Source organism: Sulfitobacter indolifex (assembly GCF_022788655.1).
Lineage (GTDB): Bacteria > Pseudomonadota > Alphaproteobacteria > Rhodobacterales > Rhodobacteraceae > Sulfitobacter > Sulfitobacter indolifex.
Genome location: NZ_CP084953.1, coordinates 184,568 through 210,842 on the forward strand (window position 1 = coordinate 184,568; position 26,275 = coordinate 210,842).

Consider the following 26,275-nt stretch of genomic DNA (forward strand, 5'->3'; position numbering starts at 1 on the left):
CTGAAGGCATCCGCCCCATCTGTACGCGCTCTTCAGCGTTGTCGGGTTGCTCTCGCCTAGGGTTAGAAAATCATTTCGCCATTGTTCAAGTTCAAGAGGCGTGGGTGACCAAACCTCTCCATGGTGCTTTTGAACCCGAAGACAGACATCAAAAGGAGGATAGCCTGCGCACCAAAGGGTGCATTTCTTCAGCAAAATCCCCCTTTGTGATAAGATTGCCAGCTTTGCTCTAAGCCCTCTGCACAATTGCGCCTCAGCCATCCTCCGGCGGATAATAAGTAAAAACCTAAGGCGCCTACATACAGGGCGCCATCACCCCGCTAGGAGACAGCAGAATGTCAGTTCAGATCGGCTCAAAAACCATCAACGGGGACATGAGTGATTGGGCAGGCAGCAGACCACTGTTTACTGAAACAAGGTCAGGTGGGTATTCTCTTTACGGCGAGACTTGGCCTGATGGTGTGATCTTCGCAATCAGTGGCACCGCCCCCATTGGGGCAAATACCACAATCTGGCTTGATACCGATCTTGACCGATCAACCGGCCACCAAATTTGGGGGTTCACGGGGGGCGCCGAATACAACATTCAAATCGCGTCAGACGGAACGGCGGCGCTCTACTCGGGCGGCGTAGGCGAGACCTTTGTTGCCCCGCTCGAAGTGCAATACAACTCCGACAAGACCGTGATGGAAGTTGCGCTCCCTTCTTCCGTGCTGGCACTGCAGGAGTATCTGCGCGTCTTTGCAGATGTGAATGATCAGTATTTCCTTCCCAATGACTATTCAAACATCGACCTGATCGTCGGACCAGGCGAGCAGTCCGGGCCTGCGCCTGTTGCTGCGGGGCAGTTCACGCTAGACGGCGATTTGGCCGATTGGACCGAGAATGCACCGCTTTATACTGCAGACGATGGCACGGCACTGCACGGAGCGATCTCGGAAGGCTACGCTGTCTTTGCAATCAATGCCCCCGTTCAGATTGGCCAGAGCACGACGATATGGCTCGACACAGATCTTGATCCTTCCACCGGGTATCAGATCTGGGGCTTTGCAGGCGGTGCAGAATATAACATTGAGATTGCTGCAGATGGCTCTGCAGCTCTTTACAGCGGTGGCGCGGGGGAGGTTTTTGTGCGCGATCTCGACCTGCGCTACAATGCCGACCGCACCATCGCAGAAGTGGCTGTGTCCTTGGCCGATGCAGGTATCACCAATGCGGTTCGTGTCTTAGCGGACGTGAACAATTCGGTTTTTCTACCGGGGGATTATTCAAACACAGACCTTATTGTGGGTGACACTGTTTCACCGGCTCCTATCGTCTTTGGGCCCTATGTAATTGACGGTGTTTTGTCCGAACATCCGGCCTCGACTTTGCTCTATACGACGGCCGACAATGGCGCACAGATTTTTGCCGATGTCGTGGAGGAAGGGGCCGTTATTGGCCTCACGTCAGACACAGGGATCGGGGCTGGCACAACCATTTGGCTGGATACCGACCTAAACCGGTCTACAGGTCATCAGATCTGGGGCTTTGCGGGCGGAGCGGAATACAACATTGAGATCGCTCAAGACGGGACTGCAGCTCTCTATACAGGAGGGGCCGGCGAGGTGTTCGTCGCAACCCTCGATATCCGCTATGCCGAAGGTGGACGCTCAGCTGAAATTGCCTTGCCGCGCAGTTTTGCCAGCTTTGAGACCCAAATCCGCATATTTTCCGACATCAATAACTCTGTGTACCTTCCAGGGGACTATGCAAACGGAAATCTAATTGCCGGCACGCCCGCCAGTTTCCCAGGTACGCCTGATGTTCGCGTGGGCATTGTCTATTCAGAAACAACGGCTGCGAACTACTTCAACATTACGAATTATGGTCAATTGATCATGTCCGCCCAAAACCAGGCCATGCAATCAGGCATCCCCTTCGATCTTTTGGACGAAACCGCCCTGACCGATGCAGCACTCCTAGCGCAATATGATGCTTTGGTCTTCCCCAGCTTTGCCAATGTCCGCGCAGATCAGCTTGATGAGATCACCCAGGCGTTAAGCCTTGCTGCACAAAGCGGCACTGGCCTGATCGCTGCAGGCAATTTCATGACCAATGACGAGACCGGTGCTGCGCTGGCCGGAAACTCCTACGCACGGATGCAATCTCTTCTAGGGGTCACCCTCGAGGGGTTTGGCTCGACACAAGGGGTTGAAGTGGTCGCAGGAGATGCAAGCCATTCAATACTGGAGGGCTATACCGCAGGCGCCTCGATCGACCACTATGAGACATTGACCTCATATCTGCACTTTAAAGACGTCACGGGAACTGCCGAAGTCTTGTTTGATCAAGTTCTCACACAAAACGGTGTCCAAATCTCAGAAGAAGCCGTTATTGCCACAGATCTCAACAACAACCGCAATGTTCATTTCGCCACAGACGCGGTCATTGGCAACTCCAATATCTTGCACGAAGCCATAGACTGGGTTGCCAAAGATGATCCGGGCACGGCAGGTATCGGACTGCAAATGTCACGCGGCTCATCCCTCTTCTATTCGCGCAACGACATGGACCAAAGCCAAGAATACTATGACGTGGCTGTGTTGGATGAAGGCATCTACGATCGTCTCGTACCGATTTTGGCGGACTGGAAAGAGCGATATGATTTCGTGGGGTCTTATTACATAAATGTTGGGGCAAACCCGCCAGATCAACAGACCGATTGGTCCGTCTCTCTGCCCTACTACAATGCGATCCTATCCATGGGGAATGAGATCGGCACACACAGCTACACGCACCCAGAAGACACGAACCTTTTGAGGGGCGACACCCCTGAGCTGCTGGACTTGCTCGCGCGCATCGATCCGCGCGATCCTGATAGCCTCAATCCTTGGGAGTTATCCGTGTCAGAACAGGAAGTACTGAACAACTCCTTCCGCTTCCAGTTCGAGACCTCTACGCTCGAAATCGCCCAAAGGCTTGGTATCGACATCACGGGGGCGGCTGTGCCAGGTGCTCCCGAAACGCTTGATACGTCGCTCGAGATTATCCGATTTTTTGACTACCTGTCGGGGGGGTATTCTGGCGAGGGTGCCGGCTACCCAGGCGCCTTTGGGTACCTCACTCCTGACCAAAAAACAGTGTATCTTGCGCCAAACATGAGTTTCGATTTTTCTCTGCTCGACTTTCAAAACCTCTCCTTGGAAGAGGCCGCGGCCGTTTGGGCCGCCGAACTTTTAGACATCACCAACAATGCCGACACTCCTATCATTGCTTTCCCATGGCATGATTACGGGCCGACCGAATGGTCATTTGATAATGAATCCTCATCCTACACTTTTGAGCTGTTTGATGAGTTCCTTGCCTTGGCACATGCATCCGGAACCGAGTTCGTAACGGGCCAAGATCTCGCTGAACGCATTAAGACATTTGAAGCCAGCGAGCTCACACTCAACCGGACAGATAACAGCATAACGGCGCAGATAATTTCCGGTGATGCCGCGGGACGTTTTGCGCTCGATGTCGGCGAACAAATCAGCGCGGTCTCTGGCTGGTATGCATGGGAAGGGACCCAAGTCTTTCTGCCGCAGGGCGGTGGGCAGTTTGAGATTACCCTAGGGGGAGCGGTCGAAGATGTAACGCGTCTGACCGCGCTTCCGGACCGATCAGAATTGGTGTCGCTCAGCGGTGATGGGCGTAATCTTCTCGCTGAAATCATAGGCGGGGGTGATCTGTCTCTCAATCTTAGCGCGGATTGGGGGGATGGAAATGTCATTATCCGCGGTGCGCTCACGGCCCACCAAGTGACGTCTGAGGGGATGATGCTTGTGTTGGGAGAGGGGCTGAACGTGCTGTCGGTGGACTATGTCGAGGGCAGCACAGCAGGTACATCCGCCAATGAGATTATGATGGGTGGCTCTGCGGATGATACGCTTATCAGTCAGGGCGGCGCGGATGTACTACTGGGCGGCGCAGGAGAGGATGTATTCGTCCTTAAAATGGAGTCCGCTGGCACGACAGTTTTGGATTTCGACCCCCTTGCGGAAATTTTTGTATTGGATTGGCGCTCTGATGCAGCCGCATCCCCTTGGCAAACCCAAGAAGACATTCTGAACGCATTTGTAGATTACGATACAGGGACAAGACTGACCTTCGGAGACGGTTATCTTGTCGATCTTGTGGGTCTTGAGCGTGCCCAGCTCGCTACGCAAAATTTCCAGTTCAATGATGGATCATGGATGCTGTGATTAGCAGCATGTGATGAAGGAGAGCACAATGAAGAGGCGCATTCTCACCACTGGTGGGGCTGGATACATCGGCTCACACACCACAGTCGAACTTTTAAAAGCAGGCCATTCGGTTGTCATTCTTGATAACTTTGAAAACTCTGACCGTGACCGGGTTGCACGAATTCCCTTGATTGCAGGCACCGCTGATGTGCGCCTGGTGGAAGGCGATGTACGCGATGCGCAGTTAATGGCGGATGTGCTAAAGCGCCACAAGATTGACGCGGTGGTGCACTTTGCTGGCAAAAAAGCTGTGGCTGAATCAGTTGCTAATCCACTGCTCTATTATCATGACAACATTACAGGTGCGGTATCCGTGCTCTCTGCGATGCGGGAGGTCGGGTGCAAAAAGCTCATCTTCTCATCTTCAGCCACGGTCTATGGCGACACTGAGGTGCTTCCCATCTGCGAGACAGCCCCCACTTCTGTCTCTAATCCTTATGGGCGGACGAAGCTCATGATCGAGGAAATCATTGACGACACCGCGGCTTCACTGGCCGATTTTCAGGCTATTTCGTTGCGCTATTTTAATCCGGTTGGCGCCCATGCGTCCGGGCTCATTGGCGAGTGCCCCCGCGGCGTGCCGAACAATCTCTTTCCTTATATCGCCCAAGCTGCTGCAGGAATAAGAGACTACATACAAATCCATGGCAGTGACTATGAGACCAGCGACGGCACAGGCAGCCGTGACTACATCCATGTCGTTGATCTTGCACGCGGACATGTCGCTGCGGTGGAGCATCTGTTCTCAGCCTCGGCGGATTATACACCTCATCGCAAAGTCAACCTGGGCACGGGTCAGGGCTATACGGTGCTGCAAGTGCTTCACGCATTCTCCAAAGCTTGTGGGTTTCCAGTTCCTTATAAGAGGGGCCCGCGTCGTCCGGGGGATGTTTCCGCCTCATTGGCAGACCCATCGCTTAGTCGTGCTTTGTTTGGCTGGAAGCCTGAGCTCGGTCTCGAAGAAATGTGTCGCGATCATTGGAATTTTCAAAAACGTGAGCGTGACAAGTCGAACAATGGTATGTGCATGCCCTCGCTCACACATCAGATCATATCCGATCACGCAGCAGCAGCGGAAACATATCTAGCGGCGCCTGGCGGCCGAGACATCCTCAATTGAAAAGGTTTCTCGGCATGTTTGTTGCCGCAGCAGCTTCGCTGACCTCTCTGCCTGGCCTCGCCTGCACAGAGCCGGCTGATAGCAGAGCCCTGCGCCTCACTTCGGCGCTCAAATCCGGTTATGGCGTTCAATATTGGGGGGCTTCGTTCCAAGCGGAAACACTGGCACAGGCGCCGCATGGTCTCTTGATCATCGAGGCGACAAAAATCGGCGCAGCTGATACGTCGGATGGGCGTGAAGTTACCTTCACCGCAGAGGAAATGGAGCGGATACGCCGTCAGGGCGAGCGGCCCGTATTGGCCTATCTGAACCTCACGGAGGTAGAGCCTTGGCGCGATTACTGGCCTGAAGACGGAAAAACGCCCCCGTGGCTTGGGCCAGAGACATCGACCGGTGACAAGCTCGCTGCGTTCTGGCGGAGCGAATGGCGAAAAATACTTCGGCAGCGTGTCATCCGCTTGATGAACACTGGCGTCGACGGTCTTTTTCTTGATGACGCGCTGAATTACTTTGTGGCGGGCTCTTTGAAAGACAAAGCGCCAGACATGCCGTCAGATGTGCCCGCGGCAGCTGAGGTCATGCTATCTCTCGTTCAAGAAATAGCAGCCGAAGCGCGGACAGTGCGCTGTAACGCTCTGATTATTGTCAATAATGGCGTGTTTGTAGGCCGAGATGCCGGGTCGAAAAGCCGAGCTGCATTCAACACGTATCGTGCTGCGATCGACGGCATTATGATCGAAGATGGATTTGGCGGCGCAGATACCCCTGTTTTGCATACAGCCTTGCAAGAAGACTACATTGCCGAAGGCATTCCGGTTCTCTCACTGGACTTCGCCGCGAAGGCACAAGCCGAAGACATGGTGAATAGAGCGCACGTCAAAGGGTATGCGCCCTATATTGTTCTGGATGGCAGTTTCTCTTCACTTGCACCGCCTGTCCCCAGTGCTCCTTAACCTCGAGCTCACTGGTTATTGAGAAGCGTCCCGCGGCGCCGGAGAAGACCTGCTTTGCAACAGGCCCTTAAGGGTCAAGCGCATCGCCCGACAGTTCCTGCAAACGGTCAAAATACTCCGTACCCTGCAGCCTTCGCGCGAGAGCAGGCCATAGCCTCTGGTCATGTGGCGTTTGCACGCCCCGCTGCAGAGCAACAAACGCTTCATCTGGTCGCTGCCGTGTCCTCCTTAACGTGTTCTATATGGGTACATTTTAGAGCATTGGAGGCCGTAGGGGTATCTTTTGATGATACCTTAGACGTGCAGCCGAGGATCCAAGGCGAAGGGCTCTTGCTGGATATCATCAAACCGATCTTTAGCTTTCTCTGCATCGAACATCAGATTCCAACTATGCCGACTGACCGTCGACGGGATCAGTACAAAAATATGATCTTTCAGCAGCTCATCGCCGAACGATTTCTGTCCCGGTCCATGTGCACCCGGAACCAGCCAATTAGAATTCGGAATATCGCTCACGTCTAGAACATGAACGTCATTAAGATCGATAACGCGAGCTGATGTCAGAGTGTGTGGAGCAGTATCAAGTGCCTTGAAACCTTTGTGCACAGCAACTTCAAGGATTGCTGTGGAGGGATCTACTGCGCAGTAAACTGCTCGCACGCCCACAGAATTCCAGCGGCCCCCGACCTGAAACGAACCTTCACCCGATGACCAAGTGGGAGCATGTCGTTTTTGATCAAGTCGCCAGAACCGCAATTCTCCAGAACCGATTGGAGATGGAAGCGGGGTCACGTATAAACTCCGTACTCCAGCCTGGTAAGGTAGTTCTCTACGGCTTCAGCTCCGGCCGTCGTAGATAGAAGATCAATTGGGCGCCGGTTATCGAGGCCAAAAGCAGGCTCTAGCATCCAGTTTTCTGCTGTTTCTTGGTCGCCTAAAACACTAATTGCTTGAGCTAGAATTTCAGCAAACTGCCATGCTCTGCTACTTTGCTCAGTTGACAGGCGATCAACCTTCGAACTTGCTTTCTTACGCTGAAGCGTACGCAAACTCATGCCTATAGCTTTCGCTAGCGCATCACCGGTTGAGAGTACTGAGACGCTCTCAACCAGGTGGATTAAGGCATCTGCTGAGAAGCCTTTCATTATCTCATCGTGAGCTTCCAGCGAGTTTTTAACCACATCTGCGAATATGTCGGCGCCACCCAACAGATGATAGGCTCCAAAAGTCTCATTTAAATTGAGGTGAACCCGGTTCTCAGTATCCAGAACATGCGCCTTAACCTTAGCCGATCTTGGTGGTGCTCGACGCTTACCGCCGAGGCCGGATGAAGCTGTTGCAGTCATGAAAGCTCTCCTTTGATCGCGCCACGTGTCGCATATAATGTGACACGTGGCCATAGGATATCAAGAGCGATCACTCAAGCGCGAACGCATCCAGATTCCCGAGGCCTTGAGTGGCACCAACCGCCTCTTGGGGGCGGGCTCGTCCCCATTGAGGAAATCCGAACGATTGAAGGGACGGAAAACTGTTTCATTGAAAGCTTTACAGGCGTTGAGAAGCTCTGATGCCCTTATCCAAGGCCACCTTGCGATCCAACGGCTTACTACCGTCCGGGGTCATCCTTACGATGCTTGCTTCCTTAAGTTCAGCGGCGTCGATTACGCCGCGTGCATAGAAGCTCATATCCATGCCAAAGTTGACGTTATCTTGGGTCGCGTCAAAAAAACCAGTCATATTCAGGCGGAATGCTGACCGCCAAGACCGGTACTTGGAGAAAGTTACAGGCTTCCGCAATCCATTGCCAACGAATAGAGCGGCTGGACATAAAACTCACCATCCTGTCACGCGGAGCCTTGTCTTATGCAAATCTTGGTTCCTGAGACAAAAGGGAGCCAATACCCAGCACTGCAAACTGTGGGGCAGTGGCGGGGGTGGCGTCGTGCGGAGCTTGATCTTTTAGGACCGCGGTCGAGTTTGACGACCCCCGTCTTTTCTAAGGACCTGAACGAATACGGAGAAGACCGGCTTTGCAACAGGCTCTTAAGGATCAAGCGCATCGCCCGACAGTTCCTGCAAACGGTCAAAATACTCCGTACCCTGCAGCCTTCGCGCGAGGGCAAGCCATAGCGTCTGGTCATGGAGCGTTTGTACACCCTGCTGCAAAGCAACAAATGCCTCATCTGGTCGCTGCCGTGTCAGCGCCCATGCTGCGTCCACCAGAGGGGCTTTCTCAAGATACTCAGGCGTCAACCAAAGCTGATAAGGCAAGAGCGCGCCCTCGCCATCGTATCGTATGAGAGGCAAAAACACGTTCTTTGGTGGTTGTTCCTGTACCGGCATTTGCTGCAACAGATGTTTGAGAGGGCCAATGTCACCACTTCTATCGGCGTAAAGTATAACGGCCTCCCAGCCCTCGGTTGTCACCGAGCCGAAGGTCACCCAAGGCTGGATCATCAAGCGCGCAGCGTCGTAAAGCCTCACTTCCGTAAATGCTTTTGTTAAAAGAGCTCTGGCATCCGGCACTTGAGAGACCACGGCTGCAGCGAATGTCTTTGCGAGACGTGGCCGCGCCGTCATCACCTTGGCAATAGACATCATCATGGCTGGCCCATCTGGCTCTGAGAGTACAATGGGGGTCGCTTGGATCAACAGATCGGGCTGCTCTGCGCTCAGGGCAATCGCAGCAAAGCGTTCTGCTAAAGCTGACCTATTCTGTCCTGGCAATAGCAAAGCGGAATGCGCCACATCCAATGCTTGCGAAATCGCACCATCCGCCGCCATGAGATCAACCAACCGGATGCGCTCTGAAGCCGTCAGCTTCGTCAATGGGACCGTGGAGAGGACTGTGCGTTCTGCGGCGCTATCGCCAAGTCGGCGATAGGTATCCGCTAACTTCTGGCGCTGGTTGTCGTTTGGCGAAAGGCTTTGAGCAGCGGCAAGGTAATTTGCTCCCTGTCGTAGATTGCCGGCGCGAAACGCAAGATCGGCACGGGCAGTTGCAATACTGGCTGTGGGTCCGGTGCGCGCTGTGAGGTCTGCCAACAATCTATCGGCCAATGCGCCGTTGCCTGTGGCGGCCGTCAACTCTGCTTGCCGAAAAGCAAGAGGCGGTGAAAGAGGGTCTTTTGCTGCATTGAGCAAGCTCAGCGCCTGGGTTTCAGACAATGAGGTCAGTTGTGCCTCTTGATCCAGTTCCCCCTTGGGCACCAGAAAAAAAGCAGCACCGACCCCAAAGACCACAAACAAAACAAGGGGCAATACGATGTCACGGTCCCGCATCAAGGACACCCTACCATCAAGGTTAGCTCTCTTGATGTTGCAAGATGGTCTGGCACCATAAATTGCCATAAATTCGGCCCAGATGAAAAGACGGGCAAACGGTCCTGCGCAAGGCGGATATCGGGTTTGAGCGGCGCCCGGACGGTGATCTGACCTGTGCCTTCGACCAGAGCCGTCGTTCGGCATCCGTCACGGTGCAAGCGCTCCAGCTTTGGACCCGCCTCGATCAGTTCAATTGCTTGCAAAGCAGCATCTGTGAAGCTGTGCTTCGGACCTAAAGCGATCACAGGCGTCTCAATGGCCGGGTCCAACGCGATGAACAGTGCAGAGCCCAACCGCCAAGACCCCAACACCCCCATGCTGCGGCCCATATCTAGGGCTAAATTTCCCGGGCGATCAAACCGCACTGTGTGCAAGGCACCGCGATTGGCGATCCGCCATACATGCGACCCGAGAGGCTCGATCTGGGTAGAAACGGCACCCTTTAGCAGTTCAGCGTATTGAACCACACTCATTGCGGCCCGGTCCTTTGAAGTATGAAGCGCCCGCACCTGTATCACAGCTGCCCGTCCGCTCTCTGTAAGCAAATCTTGTGCCCGCACCACGAGCGTATCTGGCGCAAAAGGCCACGGCCTCTCACTCCGTGCGACCGCTGTGGCGCGCGCATACAAGCCCGTTGGGTCGCCAAACCCTGAAGGTCCGATAAGCGGGGCCACTGCGACTTGATCAGGCAGGGGGAATGCGCCCCACCCTCCCTGACTTGCGGACAAGAGCCGAAGAACAACAGGTGACCCAAAAGACAGAAAACCGTCAGCCTTTGTAAGAGGAAGACTGTGGACATGGCGCGCCTTTTTCAGAGCGCTTGCTGCAGCTGCAGCACCGGGTTCATCGGAGAGCTCCTGAAGAGAAGGCTCAGGCCAACCAAAGGTAACGGGGGCGCCTTCTGCTTCGAAGATCTGGCGGGCAAAAGCATAGACCGGGATGCCAAGAGACGCCCCTCCCGAAGGCGGGGCGCGAAGTTGCCATCCTTCTGCAAGCAGCATTGAAAGAGCGATGCGACGTCCCTGAAACATTGCAAGATCCGGCACCGGAGTGGGATCTGTGCCAGTATAAGACAAAAAAACACGCGCCAGATCGACTGCGGCGGCGGTCCCTTCTGCGCGATCCGCCAAAAGCTGGTCCGAAAGCCACGTTTGAATGCCGCGCTGAAACCCAAGTACCCGGGGCGCGCCATCGTTCGCGCTCATCCGCACAATCGGCACGCCCCCTGAGGGAACCACGGGCGCCACAACCAACCCCGGTGGCACCTCGAGCAATCCTTCGGGCGACTTCCAGCCTCGGGCAGTTTCAATCTTATCGCGCGCGCCATCATGCAAGATGGCCGCCCGGGCCCGGTCTACACCAAATTGATGCCAAAGGGGGGCGCCCCCCAGTTCACCGATCGCCACATGGGGCAGCGCTCTACCACACTCTCTTTCTTTTGCAGCAAGCCAATCCGCGACCCCTTGGGGGGCGGGCACATCAGAAGAAAACCAGCTTAGGACACCGGCGATAGGGGCTCTATCAAACGTAGCAGGAAGGGGTGATGCGACATCCACATAAAGAGGAAACAACCCTTTTTGAGCCAAAGGTCCTGCCAGATGGCGCGCGATGCGACTTGTTTCGAAAGAGGTCTCTTCGCGCTGGTCGACCAGCGCAATCACGCGGTTCGGCAAAAACCGCTCCCCCGCGCAGGCGGCTTCCGATGCACGTGGATACCACCAGAGTGCGAAAAAGAGTGACACCCCAAGCCAAAAGTACGCCATCGATGCACCTTTCGAATTATAACTTCTGCATGAAATGGGCGAGACCCACCTTATGGAGGATTGTGGAAAGAATAAGGCAGCAGTAAAATGTAAAAAAACTTTTTGTTTAAGACGTTAGGGCTTCCCTTCGTGTAGAAAGGACCAGCATGCTAACCGCGACGCTTTCCAAAGCTGGCCTGGGCCTTGTTGCATTGGTTGCAGTGGGTGGCATCGAAAACTTGCCAGCGCTCGCCACCCGGATTCCCGACACAACTCCTTTAGTTCACTTGGCGGCAACAGACCATACAACACCGGTCCTTGCCAGCCGCACCAAGCCCGATTTTACAGTTGCAGCGGCGCGCTCTTCTGAAAAACTGCCAAGCGTGAGTGAAACTCTTTTCACTAAAAAATCCTGCGAGCACAGTACCTCAGAAGCCGACCTCGTCGTCTCCGGGGACCGCCTCACATTGCGGGTCTTCGCTCAGGCAGCAAACAGTACGGAACGCTTTGAACGACGTGATCTTTCTGGCACCTTCACCGTCGATGCGGCAGGAGAAATTGCGGTACCAGGCATCGGCCGCCTGCCCGTTGCCGGGCAAGGGCCTGCCTGTTTGGAAGGCCCTGTGAGCACAGCTTTGGCAGCCGAAATGGGCATCGCGGCAACGGTCACCGCCTCATTCGAGACGCGTCCGCCCGTCCTCATACAAGGCACTGTAATCTCGCCGGGAAGCTATGAGTTCACCCCAAACCTCTCCGTGCGCGCGCTTCTGGCCAAAGCCGGCGCAGATGGGGGCACGGCAGATACAGCTCTATATCGCACTTTAGATGCCCGCAGCCGTGAATTGCGAACCTTGCGGGCGGGGCTCATGTTACGCCATGCCCGTCTGACGGCACAGCGTGCCGGCGCGCAAGATTTGAGCCTCCCGTCTGATCGGGTCAAGTCACTGCACACTCAGCTGGGTCGCGACAGAGTCCATGGAGAGACCGCCGTTCTCCAAGCCGCTCTGGCTGAAACAGCTTTGCGTAAGGCGCGGGATGTCGCCATACGCGCCGATCTAGAGAACACATTGGAAATCGCCAAAACACGGCGCAATTCAGTACGCGCACGCTACGCGCTGCTAAGCCGTCAGCGCGATCAATTAGAGGCCGAGATCGGTGAAGATTGCCGCGGACGGTGCGGCACCAGTCGCAGATATGACGAATTGCGTTTTGATACCCTCAACGGACGACTTGGTGACCTTGATCTTACCGTGGAAGATGCAGAAAGCCGCGTCAGTGAAGCCCGTCATGCTCTTGATCGCCATGACCGTGATGTGGCCTTTTCTTACGCGCAAGCGGATAGCAAACTTGCCCTTTCTGTGGCTGAAACCCTGGCCGATCGCAACGCGCTGGACGCTGAAATCGTCTCCGTCGAAGCCCAAATCATGGACCTTGGTGGTACAGCCGATAGCACTATTCGCGTAGAACGGCGCCGCGGATCGCAAATCCAGACGCTTGAAGTCCACAAAGATTTCCTCTTACTGCCCGGAGACCTTGTCATCGTCGAGCCGCCCGACGATACAATTCTTGTCTCTGCTGAGGACCATCAAGAATGAGCGCTACGCGACTGCAAAGCGACACCGTTCACCGAACTCCCCGTCCCCGCGAAACCTTCCAACGAGGATTGCTGGGGTCGGTTGTTTTGCTGCTGATCATCGCGGGCGCGGAACTGCTTTTTCTTGAGCCTGGTTATTTTAGCAGCCTAGCCTTGCACCCCTTCTGGATTGTGATCGTCATTGCCGCGATGCAAAATGGCGTCGCCGTGGGGGCCATCACCAGTGTCATTGCCACCCTTTTGGTCGGCCTTCCCGAACGCCTCATCGACGAAAGCGCTACCGTTTACGCAGCCCGCGCAGCGGTGCTTCCTTTACAGTGGTTTGTTGTCGCCCTGATTGTTGGCTTTTACCGACAAAAAGAGATCGAAGAGACGGATGGGTTACGGGCCGAGGTGGTGCGCCTTGAAAAGATATCCGGCAGCCTTGCTGAAGAGGTGGAACGCATGGACAGCATGGTGGCGGCTCTGGAAAGCAAAGCCGCCTCGGGTGTGGCCCCAGAACCCGACACAGCTCCCAAACCCGACACAGCTCCCAAAGAGGCTCTTTTCCACCGTGCTTTGCCCGAACTTGCAGCGTTGGCAGGATCGTATGGTGCAGATCTACCGCATAGTTTTGAAGACGCTGCCGACGCTCTTTTCGATGGCCCGGTGGCCTTGGTCGTCTCGGCCCAAGGGCGCGGCGAGTTTGTGATCGGAACGACACCCGAAAATGAGAGTGACGCCACCACTTTGGCCCAGTTAATCACTAAAAATCTCGAGGGCAAAAAGGGCCGCTCACATACGATATTGCTCAAAGACCTGGGGGTTTCTCAGGAAGGCGCGTTGCGGGTCGCCCGCCAGAAGCCCAAAACAGACAACGATATGACGGCCCTCGTGATCTATTACGCTCCTGACCGCGAGAGCGCAGACGCCGCGACAGCCCGCTTAGAGATCATATCGGAACTGTCCCGCATCGCCATTGAGCGCCTGAGCCGCGAACTGGAAGCGCCAGAAAGCCAGCAGGCTGATACTTGGGATCGTGAGTAACCTCATTCCTTTGCAACGGGCCTGCGCAATCTGCATGACGCTCATTGGCCTGATCACAGCCCTCATTGCGCTCAAGTTTGGCCTTTGGATCGCAGTGGCTCTATATGCCAGCCTCGCCACAGCTCTTGTAAGCATATTGATGATCCGCGACCGGTCAGCCGCCCTGTTTTTTGCTACCTCCGCGGTGACCTTCGGCCCGCTTTGTGGTCCAGTCTTACTCTTGGCGACGAGCCCATTGCGTTGGACCGCGCAGCCCACGCCAGACCCGATCCTTTGCAAACCAACCCGCGCGGAACGTATTGCTCAAGATATTGCCCAAGGGCGCCGACCGCTGATGCGCGACCGGGCCGTCTTACCTCTTGTGACGGTATTTTCATCGGGAAGCTTACGCGAGCAGCAAGCCGCTTTGGCGGCCATTGCACGCTACTTTACGCCAGAGTTGCGCCCCGCCTTAGACCGCGCTCAAGTCTCTGATATCCCCGCCATACGCGCTCAGTCTGCTGCCGTCTTAACACAGCTGCGTGACATTTACGCCGATCGCGCGCGCAGGGTGATGGCGAAAGAAACCGGTTTGAATGCTTCTGCCCTGGCGGCCGAAATTCAAACGATTTCGAAGTCGGGATTTGTGGACCCACAGACATTGTTGGACCTTGAGCAGATCGCACATAGCGCTCACACATGCCCGAATAGAGGTCAAAAATGACCGCTCAAGGTGAAGTGGATGTCTGCATCGTCGTCGAAGGATGCTACCCTTTTATCACAGGCGGCGTTTCTTCATGGCTTGACTGGCTCATTCGCGCGCAGCCTGACCTTACATTTGCGATTGTTGCGATCACCGCAGATCATCATCCCCGCGAAATCAAATATGAACTCCCCCCAAATGTTTCTGATTTTCGGGTCTTACCATTGGCCCCTGAGGCACGCCGCCCACGTATGGGCCGTCCTTTACTTGACGGTCAAATCTATGGTGACGCTCTCCAGCGCTTTTGGGATGCCGCCGATGTGGATGCTTTTGAAACACTTTGCCAAATCGCGACCACCCCCATAGGGCGCACCCTTCCCGCTTTGCCTTGGCAAGAGGTGCAGCCCGACCACGCTGATTTCATCTCCTCGCAACCCGCATGGGAGGCGCTCAATATCTGCGCGCGCGCGCTCGCTCCTGAAGCCTCCTATAGCGATACATTCTGGGCTTGGCGCACCCTCGTAGGAGGCTTGATGTCCATTTTATCGGCCCCCCTCCCCCGGGCAAAAATCTATCATGCGATCTCTACAGGTTATGCTGGACTTTATGCCGTTCGCGCAGCCCGCGAGATGAACGCACGTTCGGCCATAACCGAACACGGCATCTATACGAATGAAAGACGAATTGATCTGTTGATGGCCGATTGGTTGGAGGATCGTATTCACAAAGGATTTGCCGTTCATGACAGGCGCCGTGACGTGCGCGATCTATGGACCCAAATGTTTGATAGCTTTGCCCAAGTCGCCTACGCGCAGGCAGATCGCATCACCACGCTCTACGGGGCGAACCAGACCTTCCAGCGCGCTTTAGGCGCGCGAGATGAGCAAATGTCGATCATTCCCAATGGCATTATGTTGGAAAAATTTGAAGGGCTCTGCCCTGTGCAAAATAAAGCCCGCCCTACCGTCGGTCTTATCGGGCGGTTGGTGCCCATCAAGGACATCGAAAACTGCATCCGCGCCGCCGCGGTCATCCGCCAATCTGTACCAGATGTGGAAGTCCTTATCATCGGTCCGACCGACGAAGATCCAAACTATTTCGAGGCCTGCAAGCGCCGCGTGGCCGAACTGCAGTTGGAAAATACCGTGCGCTTCACGGGCCGAATGAACATTTTTGACATCCTACCCTCTCTTGATGTCATGCTTTTAACCTCAATCAGTGAAGCCCAGCCCCTTGTCCTGCTCGAAGCCGGTGCCGCGCGCATCCCTTGTGTGGCAACCGATGTTGGATCGTGCAGAGAAATCCTGGAGGGCACGGCAGATGAAGCCCCTGCACTCGGTAGGGGCGGCTTTGTGGTGCCCCCCATGGACCCGGACGCTCTTGGTGCAGCCGTCATTCGTTTGCTGTCCAATGACACTCTGCGCAGATCCTGTGGGGAAGTGTTGCGCAAACGCGTAGAAACCAGCTTTACCTCTGAAATTTCTTCTGGGGCATATGGGGCCCTTTATCGCGAGCTTTCTCCATGAGACGTCGCTGGATCAACAGGTTTCATGGGGTCATGTCCAAAACGGACTGGTGGCTCGATGGGCCGCTTCTGAGCCCAATACGCAAAGTATTAGAAGCCCTGATCGTCGCCGCTGGACCGTGGGTTCTCGCTGTTGTGACGCTGGCCTTAATAGGACGGACCGCTGAACGGTGGCTTGCCCCAGAGGCATTGGAAGATATCCGTCTTACGGTGGTATATGCCTTTATGATCGCACCTATGGTGGCGGCCCCTCTTGGAGTGACCGCTGCACGTTTGATCACCAATACCGCAGAGCCGCCGCATCACGATTCCGCCCTAGCAGCACTTATGCTCGTCACCTGCGGGCTTGCAGGTATCACCGCCCAAGCCTTGGCGGCAGTGGTTGTATTTGCGTTGCGGCTGAGCGATCCGGAACTCGCGCTGGCCTTTGTCGTCCTAACTTCCTCCTCTGCTATGATGTGGACAGCATTTATCATCATGAATGCCTGTCGGCTTCGCCCACATCTGGTTTTGTCATTTGCGGCCGGCATGGGGCTGGCCCTGACATTGTGTCAATTCAGCATTCAGTTCTCCATCAGCGGCGCCCTTCTCGTGTGGTGCTTCACCGCCGGGATCGCTCTTTCTTTTGCGCTTTGCTTGGCTCCGTTCTACGCTATTGATCTGCCTCCCGCTTTACTGCGCAAGACAGTCGTGGACCTGAGGAAAACCGCCGGGACTACCTGGCCCCTCGCCGCCGGCGCTTTTTTTGCAATCGCAGGGATTTGGGCCGATAAATGGATTGCTTGGGCCGGGCCGAATGGCTTGGTTTCAACAGCCGGGTTTGCACATTCTCCGACATATGACAGCGCTTTGTTTCTGGCGCATCTCTCAGCCGTTCCCGGGCTCGCTGCTCTGACTATCCATTTTGAAAGCCCTGCCCGTCATGCGATGGCACAATTTCAAAGCACATTGACCCATGGCGCGTCGCTAAAGGCTGCAGAACAGGCTGGTGAAGCGCTGTCTGCAAAGCTCTGGCGGGGTATTCATCGCACCTTACTGACGCAACTCGCCCTCTCTGGTCTGCTGCTTTTATTAGCCCCTGCAGCCGCTTCTCTCGCGGGCCTACTGCTCGACCAATTTTTGATCTTGCGCACTGCCCTTATCGGCTCGCTGCTACACATTCTATTTTTATCGACTTCAGCGGTGCTCATTTTGTGCAATCGCAAACAGGCCTTCCTAACCTTACAGCTGTTGTTTGTGATGACGAACGTGGCAAGCACAGCGATTCTATCTGCCGTTTATGGCACGACCGCACTTGGCTTCACGATCGCTTCCGCCCTCGCCAGTATCGTGGCCACCATATACGCACACGCAACACTGCGCGATGTTTTACGGCATTGTTATCTTACCGGAAACGAAGCGCTCTTCTACAAGTAAAAAATAAAATACATAAATAACAATGCACTAGTTGCAGATTTTTAGAGCGCACAGATCGCAATGCGGTCAGCCTTGCCCACCCAACCCCGCGTTCATGTTGATTTTTAAGCCTTATTATGGGCATAATGCGTTACAGTCTTAGCCAATTTTCATCGTTATCCGATACTTTTAACAAGCCCCGTAGATCCGATTACAATGGACAATGGCACTCGGCTACATTCCAGAACGCCCGCCGCGTCCAAAGGTATTAATACATGTCTGCTCAGGAGCCTCTCATTGTACTGCTCGATACACTGCCATTCAGACGGGCGGCATATGCCAATCAGCTGAACACTTGGGCTGAACCAAATGGTTTTATTGTTCGAGAAGCCAGTGAGCTGGAACTAAATGCCTGCACACCCGCCCTCACGCTCATCGTTTTAGGATCACAGCGCATTGGCAGCGTCGAGGGGCGCGCACGTATTGAGGCGGCAATGCGCCTGTCAAACAAGCCGGTTGCCGTCATCGTCGACACTCAATCCGCTGAATGTATTAATGTCGCGCTGGACCTGGACCTGCATGGTGTCCTGAATGCCTCAGAGACACCTGAAGTTCTTTCCGCAGCGCTTGGGTTTATTATCGCAGGGGGGCGCTATGTCCCACATGTGCGGGCTTCTGAAGCTGCTCCCTCTGAAATGTCCTATTTGCCGCAACCCGCGGAAGCGCCTTTGGGGCCAATCCAACTACTTGCAGCAGAAAACCCCGACAATCCTGACCTCACCCGCCGTCAGTACGAGGTGCTCTACGCCCTTGCAAATGGCCACTCCAACAAAGAGATCGCCCGAGATCTGGAGCTATCCGAAGCCACGGTAAAAAGCCACGTGCGGCAAGTCATGCGCAAACTGCACGTCGACAACCGGACGCAAGCCGCCTTGCTCGCTCGGGATCTCTTAAGCACGCCAAACGCACAAAACCTCCATGCGCCAACGCCGCTGACGTGACCCAAGTAGAGCCGCAGATCGCTTAGGCGCGCACCCCCAAAGAGTAACCAAGTAACCGCCAATTGATCCACATCCCTGAGGGCTAAATCCTACCTTAATGAAGACACATTCTATCGCTAAATCCTTAACGCGAATGTGAACGAAATCAGATACCAAGGTAGCCCTATGTTGATCTCCGTTGTTGTGCCGTGCATGAACGAAGAAGCGTCAATTCCTGGCTTGATAGACCGCCTTGCTCAGGTGATCGCCTCTTATGGAACACGCGCAGAAATTGTGCTGGTCGATGACGGTTCTACAGATGGAACATGGGCCGCTATCGAGCGCGCCCGTACGACCTGCCCTTGTTTGCGTGGCATCAAACTATCCGCCAATCGCGGCCACCAGATCGCACTGACGGCGGGTCTTGAAGCCGCCCAAGGCGAGCGCATTTTTATGCTCGATGCCGATCTGCAAGACCCCCCTGAATTGCTGGGCGACATGATGAGCTTGATGGACCACGGCTATGACGTGGTCTACGGACGCCGCCGCGAACGACAAGGCGAGACACTTTTCAAACGTGCAACAGCTTGGGCGTTCTACCGCACACTGAACGCAATGTCCGATGTCGATATCCCTCAAGACACCGGAGACTTCCGTTTGGTCAACCGCAAAACGCTTGATGCTGTCTTGCTAATGCCCGAGCGCGCGCGTTTTGTTCGCGGTATGTTTGCTTGGGCCGGCTTTCGTCAGATTGGCATCGAGTACACCCGCGCGCCGCGCGCGCTCGGCGAGACGAAATACCCTCTCCGCAAGATGATGCGGTTTGCAGCCGATGCAATGACGGCATTTTCGACCAAACCTCTGAAGTTCGCGACCCGCATGTCCTTCGCCAGCCTTGGGTTTGCCGCACTGATGATGGTCTATGTGGCCTATTCGTTGATTATTTATCAGACCGCCCCCGGCTGGGCCTCTGTTGTGTTGGCCATCAGCCTGTTTTCGGGGGTGCAATTGCTGACCTTGGGTATCTTAGGAGAGTACATTGGGCGCCTCTATATCGAGGCCAAAAACCGACCTCTCTACTTTGTATCCGAAGATACACGCAGCGCCGCATTACTTCCCCTGCGTGAAGTGGGTTGAGGGTGTGCTTCACTCCAATCGGGTTTTTTCATTCGCGTTCATAGGGGCCCTGGTCGCCGCTCTTTACGTAGGGCTCTACCTCACCTTCCTGCGCTTCGGTTTGGGTTCAGGGACCGCCAATGGCCTCGCATTCAGCCTCGCCGTACTCCATTACCCAACATCGGGTGCCCGAAGGCGTATCAATCAAAGAGGGAGGGGATATCCGATGGAAACTCCGTCGCCTTGTCATGCCACGTCTGCCGCAAAACACCGTGACGCGGATCGCTCAAGCCCGTGCTCGGGTCCTCGCCGCGCGCGTTGGCGATAAAAGAGGTGCCATGTGACACTCGCGACAGATTGCACGGCATACGCCGCTCCCCCACCAGACGCACTGCCTAAAAGTGCCGTCAGGCACCCTCTCCTAAGAGCGTTCTGGGTGACCCTATTGGCCGTTTGCGTCGTGTCGCTCCCCAACCTCACAGACCCCTTTATTCGGCACGATGATTATCCTGCACTTTTCGGCGAAGCAGATTTGTTCTGGAACAAAACACTGCATGAGGGACGCTGGCTTAATTACATCTGGCATCTACGCGGCATAGAGACCCCCGCATGGCTGAACTTTGCAGTCTACCAGATCCTTTGGGCCCTTCTGGCCGCCGCTCTCGCTGTCGCTGCTATGGGACGCGAAGGACATCCGTGGTTCATAGCGGCCTTGTCGCTGTTCATCTTGGGATCAGCTCCTGCCACTCTTATTTCTCTTTGGTTCAACACGCTGATTCCCGGCCTCGCAGTCGTCACACTATATGCAGTGTTAGGATGCGGGCTATCGCAACGCAGCCTGCGCGCATTGCTACCCATCTTCGTCATCATCAGCTTTTGGGCCTACCCAACCTATTCGTTGATCCTGCTGGCTGTATGCCTCATGCGCACGCGTGAGCGCTCCCTGGGCGATTTGATGGGGCTTGTGACACTCTTTATATGCAGCTTTGCTGTCGCCGTTTTACTGACATACGCGGTAAACTGGCACGTTCACGGTGTATTCGGTGTGCCGCTCGCAGACTGGCGGAATGCAGCACCTGCCGGTGATCTGAAAGGTATGATCACCAACCTGGCTGTAGTGAAGGATACATTTGAGCTCCTATTGGCGGTCGGCTCCTATAATTTTCTACCAGCCGCCTATTTCCATATAGGCTTATTGCTCATTGCAACGTGCGTCTTGATCAAACGAGCCCCAGGCGAAGCGCTCTATTTGCATGCTGGACTATGGGTCGGCATGGCCTTGATGGTGTTGCAGGCTCTCAAGCTAGGTGTCGTCGTACCTGCACGTGCATTTAGCTTCGCGTGGCTCTATTACGCTGTGATCGTCGTGCGCGCGACAGCCCTGCTCAGTGAAAGCCCTACTCTAGCCGGACGTCTGATGCGCAATCTGACGCTGCTGGTGGCTCTTTCCTATCTGTTGCAGACGTTTCTTCACTACACCCAACACCGTCCTTGGCAGGCCGAAACGAGTATGGTGGGCGCTACATTACGTGAGATAGACCCGGTTATCGAACGACCGGTCCTCGTCTACGGCGATGTGCTGACATTAGATAGCGCGAAGGCTGCCCATCTTCAAAGCGACCTCGCGCTTAGTTTTCGGATGCAACAGTTGACCGGTCACCGGGTTGTGCTCTGCCATAGTGCGCCAAAAGCCTGCTTGGAGATTTCGGACTCTCGCCAAGCCGAAGGCTTGCCCGCCGCTCTAAAAATGGAAGTCCAGGCCAACAGAGGAAAAATCCTCCTAAAGGGCCCCTCGATGTGAGCAAAAGAGCATAGCCATCTTTGCGATGTCCTCGGCATAAGGCACCCACCACACGAGGCGTGCAGGAACCCTTCTATGGTTGCCGATCGGGGTAGAATAGGGTTCGAAGCGACAGGCCGATCATCTTTGTCTCGGCCTCCTTCATCGAGAGTAACCAGCACATCTCGATGCGCCTTATAAGGCGCCCAAAAAATAACACAAAGTTAACAATATATCGGCTTTGAGCGACAAACTTTCGTCTCATCCCACGATTATACCTATTCATAGAACACATGCAAAAGGAACAGACCATGAAATTTTCTCTGAATATGAAGCGTTTCTCCCGTGACGAAGATGGCGCCGTTACAGTCGACTGGGTTGTGCTCACAGCAGCTATTGTCGGCTTGGCGGTTGTCGCCTTCGGCGCCATCGAAGGTGCAACATCTGACATGGCGTCTGACATCGCATCTGAGATTACCGCATCTAATGCTGACGCAAGTACTTAATATTTCCGCATCTGAAGATCTGTAACAACAGGCTTTAGCTGCTTGATATTCAGGGTTGGTATCTCTCAATACTAGGGCGTCTTCCCCTCCAAGGAGCGCCCAGCACCCTGAACGGCCGCGTCAATTTGATTGGCGCGGCCTTTTCCATGCAAGCTTGGCGCATGCAAAGGGGCATCAAAATGCTCTTCGTTTGTAACCAGCATGTTCGCTCAATCTATTTTTTTGCAGCAGTAGCTGCTCTCACTCTCACCTCAGCTGAGAGCAAAATATTCCCCGACGAATATCGCAAAATCACTCCTATATTTTCGACTTTGGACAAAATTTAGCCTTTAATCATCAATACTTTAGCGTATCAAAATCATGTAAAAGGGCCCCAGCATGAAACACTTAGTAAATGTGAAGAAGTTCCTCAGGAACGAAGACGGTGCAGTAACAGTGGACTGGGTTGTCTTGACCGCTGCTATCGTAGGTCTGGCGATTTTGGCATTTAACACAATCGGCGACGCAACATCGGATATGGCGTCGGACCTCGCGGTTGATATTGCGTCTCAGTAATTGCAGTCCGCTGATTAAACGCCCCTCCTTAAGCGGCTATTAACTTGAAAGGCCATGCTATCTTGATAGCGCGGCCTTTTGTTTTGCTTCCAAAGATCCCGGGGCGAACGGCACAGCCAACAAAAGGTGTGCTCTGCCGGAAAACTGGGGGCCGATGAGCGCCCCCCCCCTATAAGACGTACAAGGGATGCGTAAATGCACCTCGAGCTCGTTTTCTTGAGCTCTGCAAATTTGGCACTAAGTTCCTGTTCAGGGGCTAGTGCGCTTTTCTTCTCCCCCAAGTTGGGGCGCACATAAGCATGGTACGCCCTAAAAGATGTAGCCGGGACGGGCAGCTCTGCCCGGCTACATCCCAATCCCACAAGCTTCACAACCGCACCCCTTAAACAGAGGGGTACTGTCGTGAGCCGCCGCCTCACCAGGTCTCTGCAATCACATCTGTTCAAGGCTTCTACAGCAGCCTGGAAATCTCCGGATTCTTCCGAATTTGGTCCATTCGGCTGGCCCCTGCAGGCGCCAGCGTCACTTTAAAGAAGACGTTCCTAGGCCCGGAGCAGGTCGCAAGCTGACCGCTTGAGTCATCTCAGGCATGCTCCGCAATCTGCGCAAATAATCAGATACTTACTGTCGATCTCTTCATGCAAATGCTGACACTCGGTCCATTTCCCATAAAGCATGTAATTTTTCAGCTTCTTGAACACCTGACACCTCTGTCGCTGTGAGCATTGCACCTTGGCATTTCAGCTCCCTGCCCCTTGGCACGCATCCTCTTTAATTTGCGGTGGCTGACCAACTTTAGAAATCACTGGGCCCATTTAGCCTTCGGCCGCTTCGGGCCTCAGCGCAGGCATGGGCCTGGGTTCTGGGTGCCATCGGAAAGAGTACTAAATTTCCGTTTCCGCGCAAGCGTCGCTCCCACAGATCACCTCCGCACCACTGCAACTGTGAAGTGCATTCGATAAGCGCCGCTGCGGCAAATCAGGCAGATCGCAAACTACTATGCAGAATTTCCGCCGTGCACTACCCTCATGAGAAGCAGTGAGGTGGCAGATGTTCTAGGCGCTCGAACAATCGAAAGGTTTCCCATGGTTTCTCCAAGCATCAACTCCGAAACGACATCAATGACCGGCACAAGCGGCACAAGCTACATTGATGCCCTTTTGGCCCCTAGAGAACCTCTTCAGGTCCCTGTTTCTGAACGCGATGAGGTGAATGGGATAACAATCGCAAAGTGGGGTGGCCCGATCGGCTCGGGGGCTGAGCTTACTTTCAGTTTTTTCGACATGGCCTCGACATTCGCGCCCTCTTATCCGTCTCAATATACCGACAATATAGGCGAAATGAGCGCCTCCCTTGAGGCAGCCTTCAGAGCAGCGTTTGAAAGCTGGTCTACGTTCGCTGATGTCAGTTTTACCGAGATGACAGAGACATCGACAAACGTGGGAGACATTCGGATCGGTCTATCCCTATCCAATCCGAATTACGCCCCCAACAGCCTCAGCGCAGAGGCGATACCCCCGGCAGTCCAAGGCCTTCATGCTGGCGATGTTTTCCTCGCTGGAGGATTTGAGAGCCTTCAAGAAAGCGACCTCGAACCCGGCCAGTTGCCTTATCTTACGGTGCTGCACGAACTCGGCCATGCGGTTTTCAACCTAGGAGACGTATCGGCTTCCCCAGGTTGGAATAATGAAACACTTCCTACAGAATTGAACTACCGCTCCCAGACAATCATGAGCTACGCGGTTCTCCCCAGCCTGACCGAGGAAGACATTTCCGCAAACCAAGGAGAGCTTTCCTATTTTCCAACGACACCCATGATCTTGGACATACTCGCGGCCCAATGGCTCTATGGACCAAACATGAACACGAACCTTGGAGATGACATCTATGCCTTCTCCCCCTCTCAGACATACCACGAGACCATCTGGGATGCTGGGGGGATAGATACGTTTGATGCCTCTGAGATCACCACTGGTGTGTCCATCGATCTTAGGCCCGGCACATTGAGTGATGTGGGCTCAACGATTACCGCGGCAACAATTTCTGGCACAACAGCCCTCACTGAAACCGTTGGCATCGCCTTCGGCGCTTTTATAGAAAATGCCATCGGAGGTGACGGATCAGACAGCTTGCGAGGCAATGAGCTCAACAACATCCTGTGGGGAGGCGACGGCGCTGACATTATGGGCGGCGGCGGCGGCAGTGATGTATTGATCGCTGCATCGCAATCGACGCAACCGGGGACAGGAGACACCGCTTACTTTGAGGGTCGGTCGGATACTTTCGATATCGTGGGCGGGATTGATTATACTGTTGTCACCGCAACAGACGGCAGCAGAGACAAGCTTTTTGGGTTTCAGTTCCTCCGTTTCGACGACCAGCTAATTGAACTTAACGCGGGTTCGGCGCTCGCAGGGGCGGGGCGCCCCGAAGACTTTGTCATCGCTGAGCGTGTGGCTTTGCTCTATGAAGCGGCCCTGAACCGAGAGGGCGCGATCGATCTGCCAGGGCTTAATTTCTATATTGATGTCACACAGAGGGATGGCTTGTCAGATGAGTTCTTGGCGGCAGACCTTATGACAAGCCCGGAGTTCACCGCAAACTTTGGTGACGTCACCACCCTGTCGAACGCAGACTTCCTTGAGCAAATTTATCTCAACGTTTTGGATCGGTCATCAGATTCCGCTGGCAGGCAATTCTATCTGGACCTGTTGAATGAGGGGGCGATCAGCAAAGCACTGGCATTGGCAGACATCGCCATCAGCCCAGAGAACACCGTGGAATCGACATCTGTCCTTATGGGGCTCTACGAGACCAGCACCGGAGACTGGGGGTTCTTAACCCCATAGCACATATAGCCCTTTCGCAACGGGTCGAACCCAGCCTCTGCTGTATGTTGGCATATGTCGATACGGCCGATTGCAAGCACGGATCGTCGATCTATCCTGCGCAGACGCTGCTAAGCTTTGGGCCCCCCGCAACACGCGTGCCGCGCGAAACCCGCTCGGCTGCGGAAGGTTTTGCCCAGACAAGCGTTTAGGAGAGTTTTATGTCATCTGCGAAATCAAGAGACGAGATTTGGTCTGAATGGCGCGATCTCGTGAACATGGCGCCTCAGGAACTCGAAGACTGGCTGAAGAGCGATGCCTCCAAATCAGTCGGTGACACGGATGGTGGCGAGAGCACCGGCCATAAATCAGGTCGCAAGATTGTCGATATAAAGCACACCAACAAAGATGATTTGAGCGATGACCAATGGGACCATATGGGCAAGGTCGTAGGCTATATCAAACGCCATATGTCTCAGGGCGGCCCATCAAACAACAAAGAGAGCTCCGCATGGCGTTACTCTCTTATGAACTGGGGCCATGACCCGCTCAAAGAAGATTGACGCGTCTTTGGCATCTGATCCGAGATGAAAATTTAGGGGGTGTCCGCAAACCGTGTTGGTGCGCTTCGTTATCTCGCAGAAAAACATCTTTGCCGATATCAACGCCAACCGACATCAGCTCATCAAAATCATTCTTCGCCATGCTACTTCTCCTATTTGCAGTATAGGCCAAGCCTAACCTGCTGGGTGAAGCAGCCGGTACATCCCATTAACGACCGCACGAGGGGCGAAGGTTTTCGCAGTTTCAGCATAGGCTGATCCGGCAAGATCGGCCCCTTGCTGCCATCGGCCGAGGATACTCACGCTGCGCTGCAG

At 54.6% G+C, this 26,275-nt stretch carries 21 protein-coding genes; 15 read left to right on the plus strand and 6 right to left on the minus strand.

The window, feature by feature from the left end:
* The first annotated feature begins 335 nt into the window (after window positions 1–335).
* The 3 genes from DSM14862_RS18295 to DSM14862_RS18305 are packed head-to-tail and all read left to right on the plus strand — an operon-like array spanning window position 336 to window position 6,344.
* Window positions 336–4,229: a hypothetical protein gene (locus DSM14862_RS18295; RefSeq protein WP_007120912.1), complete on the plus strand. Its 3,894-nt coding sequence runs from the start codon at window positions 336–338 to the stop codon at window positions 4,227–4,229.
* A gap of 13 nt (window positions 4,230–4,242) precedes the next feature.
* Entirely contained in the window at window positions 4,243–5,391 is a 1,149-nt protein-coding gene (gene galE / locus DSM14862_RS18300; RefSeq protein ID WP_243254547.1) for a UDP-glucose 4-epimerase GalE, read from the plus strand.
* Window positions 5,392–5,405: 14 nt separating this feature from the next.
* On the plus strand, window positions 5,406–6,344 hold the full coding sequence (locus tag DSM14862_RS18305) for an endo alpha-1,4 polygalactosaminidase (protein WP_007120910.1): 939 nt from the start codon (window positions 5,406–5,408) through the stop codon (window positions 6,342–6,344).
* Between the two features lie 294 nt (window positions 6,345–6,638).
* Here the strand turns inward: DSM14862_RS18305 and DSM14862_RS18310 are convergent, their stop codons facing one another.
* The 5 genes from DSM14862_RS18310 to DSM14862_RS18330 all read right to left on the minus strand — a co-directional run bounded on the left by DSM14862_RS18310 (window position 6,639) and on the right by DSM14862_RS18330 (window position 10,141).
* A complete protein-coding gene (locus DSM14862_RS18310) occupies window positions 6,639–7,136 on the minus strand; it encodes an RES family NAD+ phosphorylase (RefSeq protein WP_007120909.1) in 498 nt (165 codons plus the stop codon).
* Window positions 7,133–7,690 (minus strand): type II RES/Xre toxin-antitoxin system antitoxin, encoded by a 558-nt coding sequence (parS, locus tag DSM14862_RS18315; protein WP_007120908.1) that lies wholly within the window; start codon window positions 7,688–7,690, stop codon window positions 7,133–7,135. The genes DSM14862_RS18310 and parS overlap by 4 nt, the downstream gene beginning before the upstream one ends.
* Window positions 7,691–7,889: 199 nt before the next feature.
* Window positions 7,890–8,081, minus strand: a complete 192-nt coding sequence (locus DSM14862_RS18320; RefSeq protein ID WP_007120907.1) for a hypothetical protein — start codon at window positions 8,079–8,081, stop codon at window positions 7,890–7,892.
* Between the two features lie 306 nt (window positions 8,082–8,387).
* Window positions 8,388–9,626, minus strand: a complete 1,239-nt coding sequence (locus tag DSM14862_RS18325) for a hypothetical protein (RefSeq protein WP_007120906.1) — start codon at window positions 9,624–9,626, stop codon at window positions 8,388–8,390.
* On the minus strand, window positions 9,626–10,141 hold the full coding sequence (locus tag DSM14862_RS18330) for a hypothetical protein (RefSeq protein ID WP_243254546.1): 516 nt from the start codon (window positions 10,139–10,141) through the stop codon (window positions 9,626–9,628). Before DSM14862_RS18330 ends, DSM14862_RS18325 begins: the two co-directional genes overlap by 1 nt.
* A gap of 1,436 nt (window positions 10,142–11,577) precedes the next feature.
* Here DSM14862_RS18330 and DSM14862_RS18335 point away from each other — a divergent pair.
* From DSM14862_RS18335 to DSM14862_RS18390, 12 genes are all read left to right on the plus strand, one after another.
* Window positions 11,578–13,005: a polysaccharide biosynthesis/export family protein gene (locus DSM14862_RS18335; RefSeq protein ID WP_007120904.1), complete on the plus strand. Its 1,428-nt coding sequence runs from the start codon at window positions 11,578–11,580 to the stop codon at window positions 13,003–13,005.
* A complete protein-coding gene (locus DSM14862_RS18340) occupies window positions 13,002–14,030 on the plus strand; it encodes a hypothetical protein (protein ID WP_131541703.1) in 1,029 nt (342 codons plus the stop codon). The genes DSM14862_RS18335 and DSM14862_RS18340 overlap by 4 nt, the downstream gene beginning before the upstream one ends.
* A gap of 34 nt (window positions 14,031–14,064) precedes the next feature.
* A complete protein-coding gene (locus DSM14862_RS18345) occupies window positions 14,065–14,733 on the plus strand; it encodes a hypothetical protein (RefSeq protein WP_007120902.1) in 669 nt (222 codons plus the stop codon).
* Complete coding sequence (gene pelF, locus DSM14862_RS18350; protein ID WP_007120901.1) at window positions 14,730–16,238, plus strand: GT4 family glycosyltransferase PelF; 1,509 nt, start codon at window positions 14,730–14,732, stop codon at window positions 16,236–16,238. Before DSM14862_RS18345 ends, pelF begins: the two co-directional genes overlap by 4 nt.
* A 32-nt stretch (window positions 16,239–16,270) precedes the next feature.
* Window positions 16,271–17,653 carry an exopolysaccharide Pel transporter PelG gene (pelG, locus tag DSM14862_RS18355; protein ID WP_007120900.1) on the plus strand — a complete coding sequence of 461 codons (1,383 nt, stop codon included), beginning with the start codon at window positions 16,271–16,273 and terminating at the stop codon, window positions 17,651–17,653.
* A 254-nt stretch (window positions 17,654–17,907) separates the two neighbouring features.
* On the plus strand, window positions 17,908–18,633 hold the full coding sequence (locus DSM14862_RS21820; protein ID WP_007120899.1) for a helix-turn-helix transcriptional regulator: 726 nt from the start codon (window positions 17,908–17,910) through the stop codon (window positions 18,631–18,633).
* Between the two features lie 165 nt (window positions 18,634–18,798).
* Window positions 18,799–19,749 carry a glycosyltransferase family 2 protein gene (locus DSM14862_RS18365; RefSeq protein ID WP_007120898.1) on the plus strand — a complete coding sequence of 317 codons (951 nt, stop codon included), beginning with the start codon at window positions 18,799–18,801 and terminating at the stop codon, window positions 19,747–19,749.
* Between the two features lie 415 nt (window positions 19,750–20,164).
* The gene (locus DSM14862_RS18370; RefSeq protein ID WP_131541701.1) at window positions 20,165–21,529 is read left to right on the plus strand and encodes a hypothetical protein; all 1,365 of its coding nucleotides are present in this window, start codon (window positions 20,165–20,167) and stop codon (window positions 21,527–21,529) included.
* Window positions 21,530–21,819: 290 nt separating this feature from the next.
* Entirely contained in the window at window positions 21,820–22,014 is a 195-nt protein-coding gene (locus tag DSM14862_RS18375; protein WP_007120896.1) for a Flp family type IVb pilin, read from the plus strand.
* A gap of 378 nt (window positions 22,015–22,392) precedes the next feature.
* Window positions 22,393–22,569: a Flp family type IVb pilin gene (locus tag DSM14862_RS18380; RefSeq protein WP_007120894.1), complete on the plus strand. Its 177-nt coding sequence runs from the start codon at window positions 22,393–22,395 to the stop codon at window positions 22,567–22,569.
* A gap of 1,085 nt (window positions 22,570–23,654) precedes the next feature.
* A complete protein-coding gene (locus DSM14862_RS18385) occupies window positions 23,655–25,418 on the plus strand; it encodes a DUF4214 domain-containing protein (RefSeq protein ID WP_243254545.1) in 1,764 nt (587 codons plus the stop codon).
* A 200-nt stretch (window positions 25,419–25,618) separates the two neighbouring features.
* Window positions 25,619–25,960, plus strand: coding sequence for a DUF3140 domain-containing protein (locus DSM14862_RS18390; protein WP_007121462.1), 342 nt, complete (start codon window positions 25,619–25,621; stop codon window positions 25,958–25,960).
* Here DSM14862_RS18390 and DSM14862_RS18395 read toward each other — a convergent pair.
* Entirely contained in the window at window positions 25,947–26,102 is a 156-nt protein-coding gene (locus DSM14862_RS18395; RefSeq protein ID WP_165481308.1) for a hypothetical protein, read from the minus strand. The two genes, DSM14862_RS18390 and DSM14862_RS18395, sit on opposite strands and share 14 nt — an antisense overlap.
* Window positions 26,103–26,275: the final 173 nt, after the last annotated feature.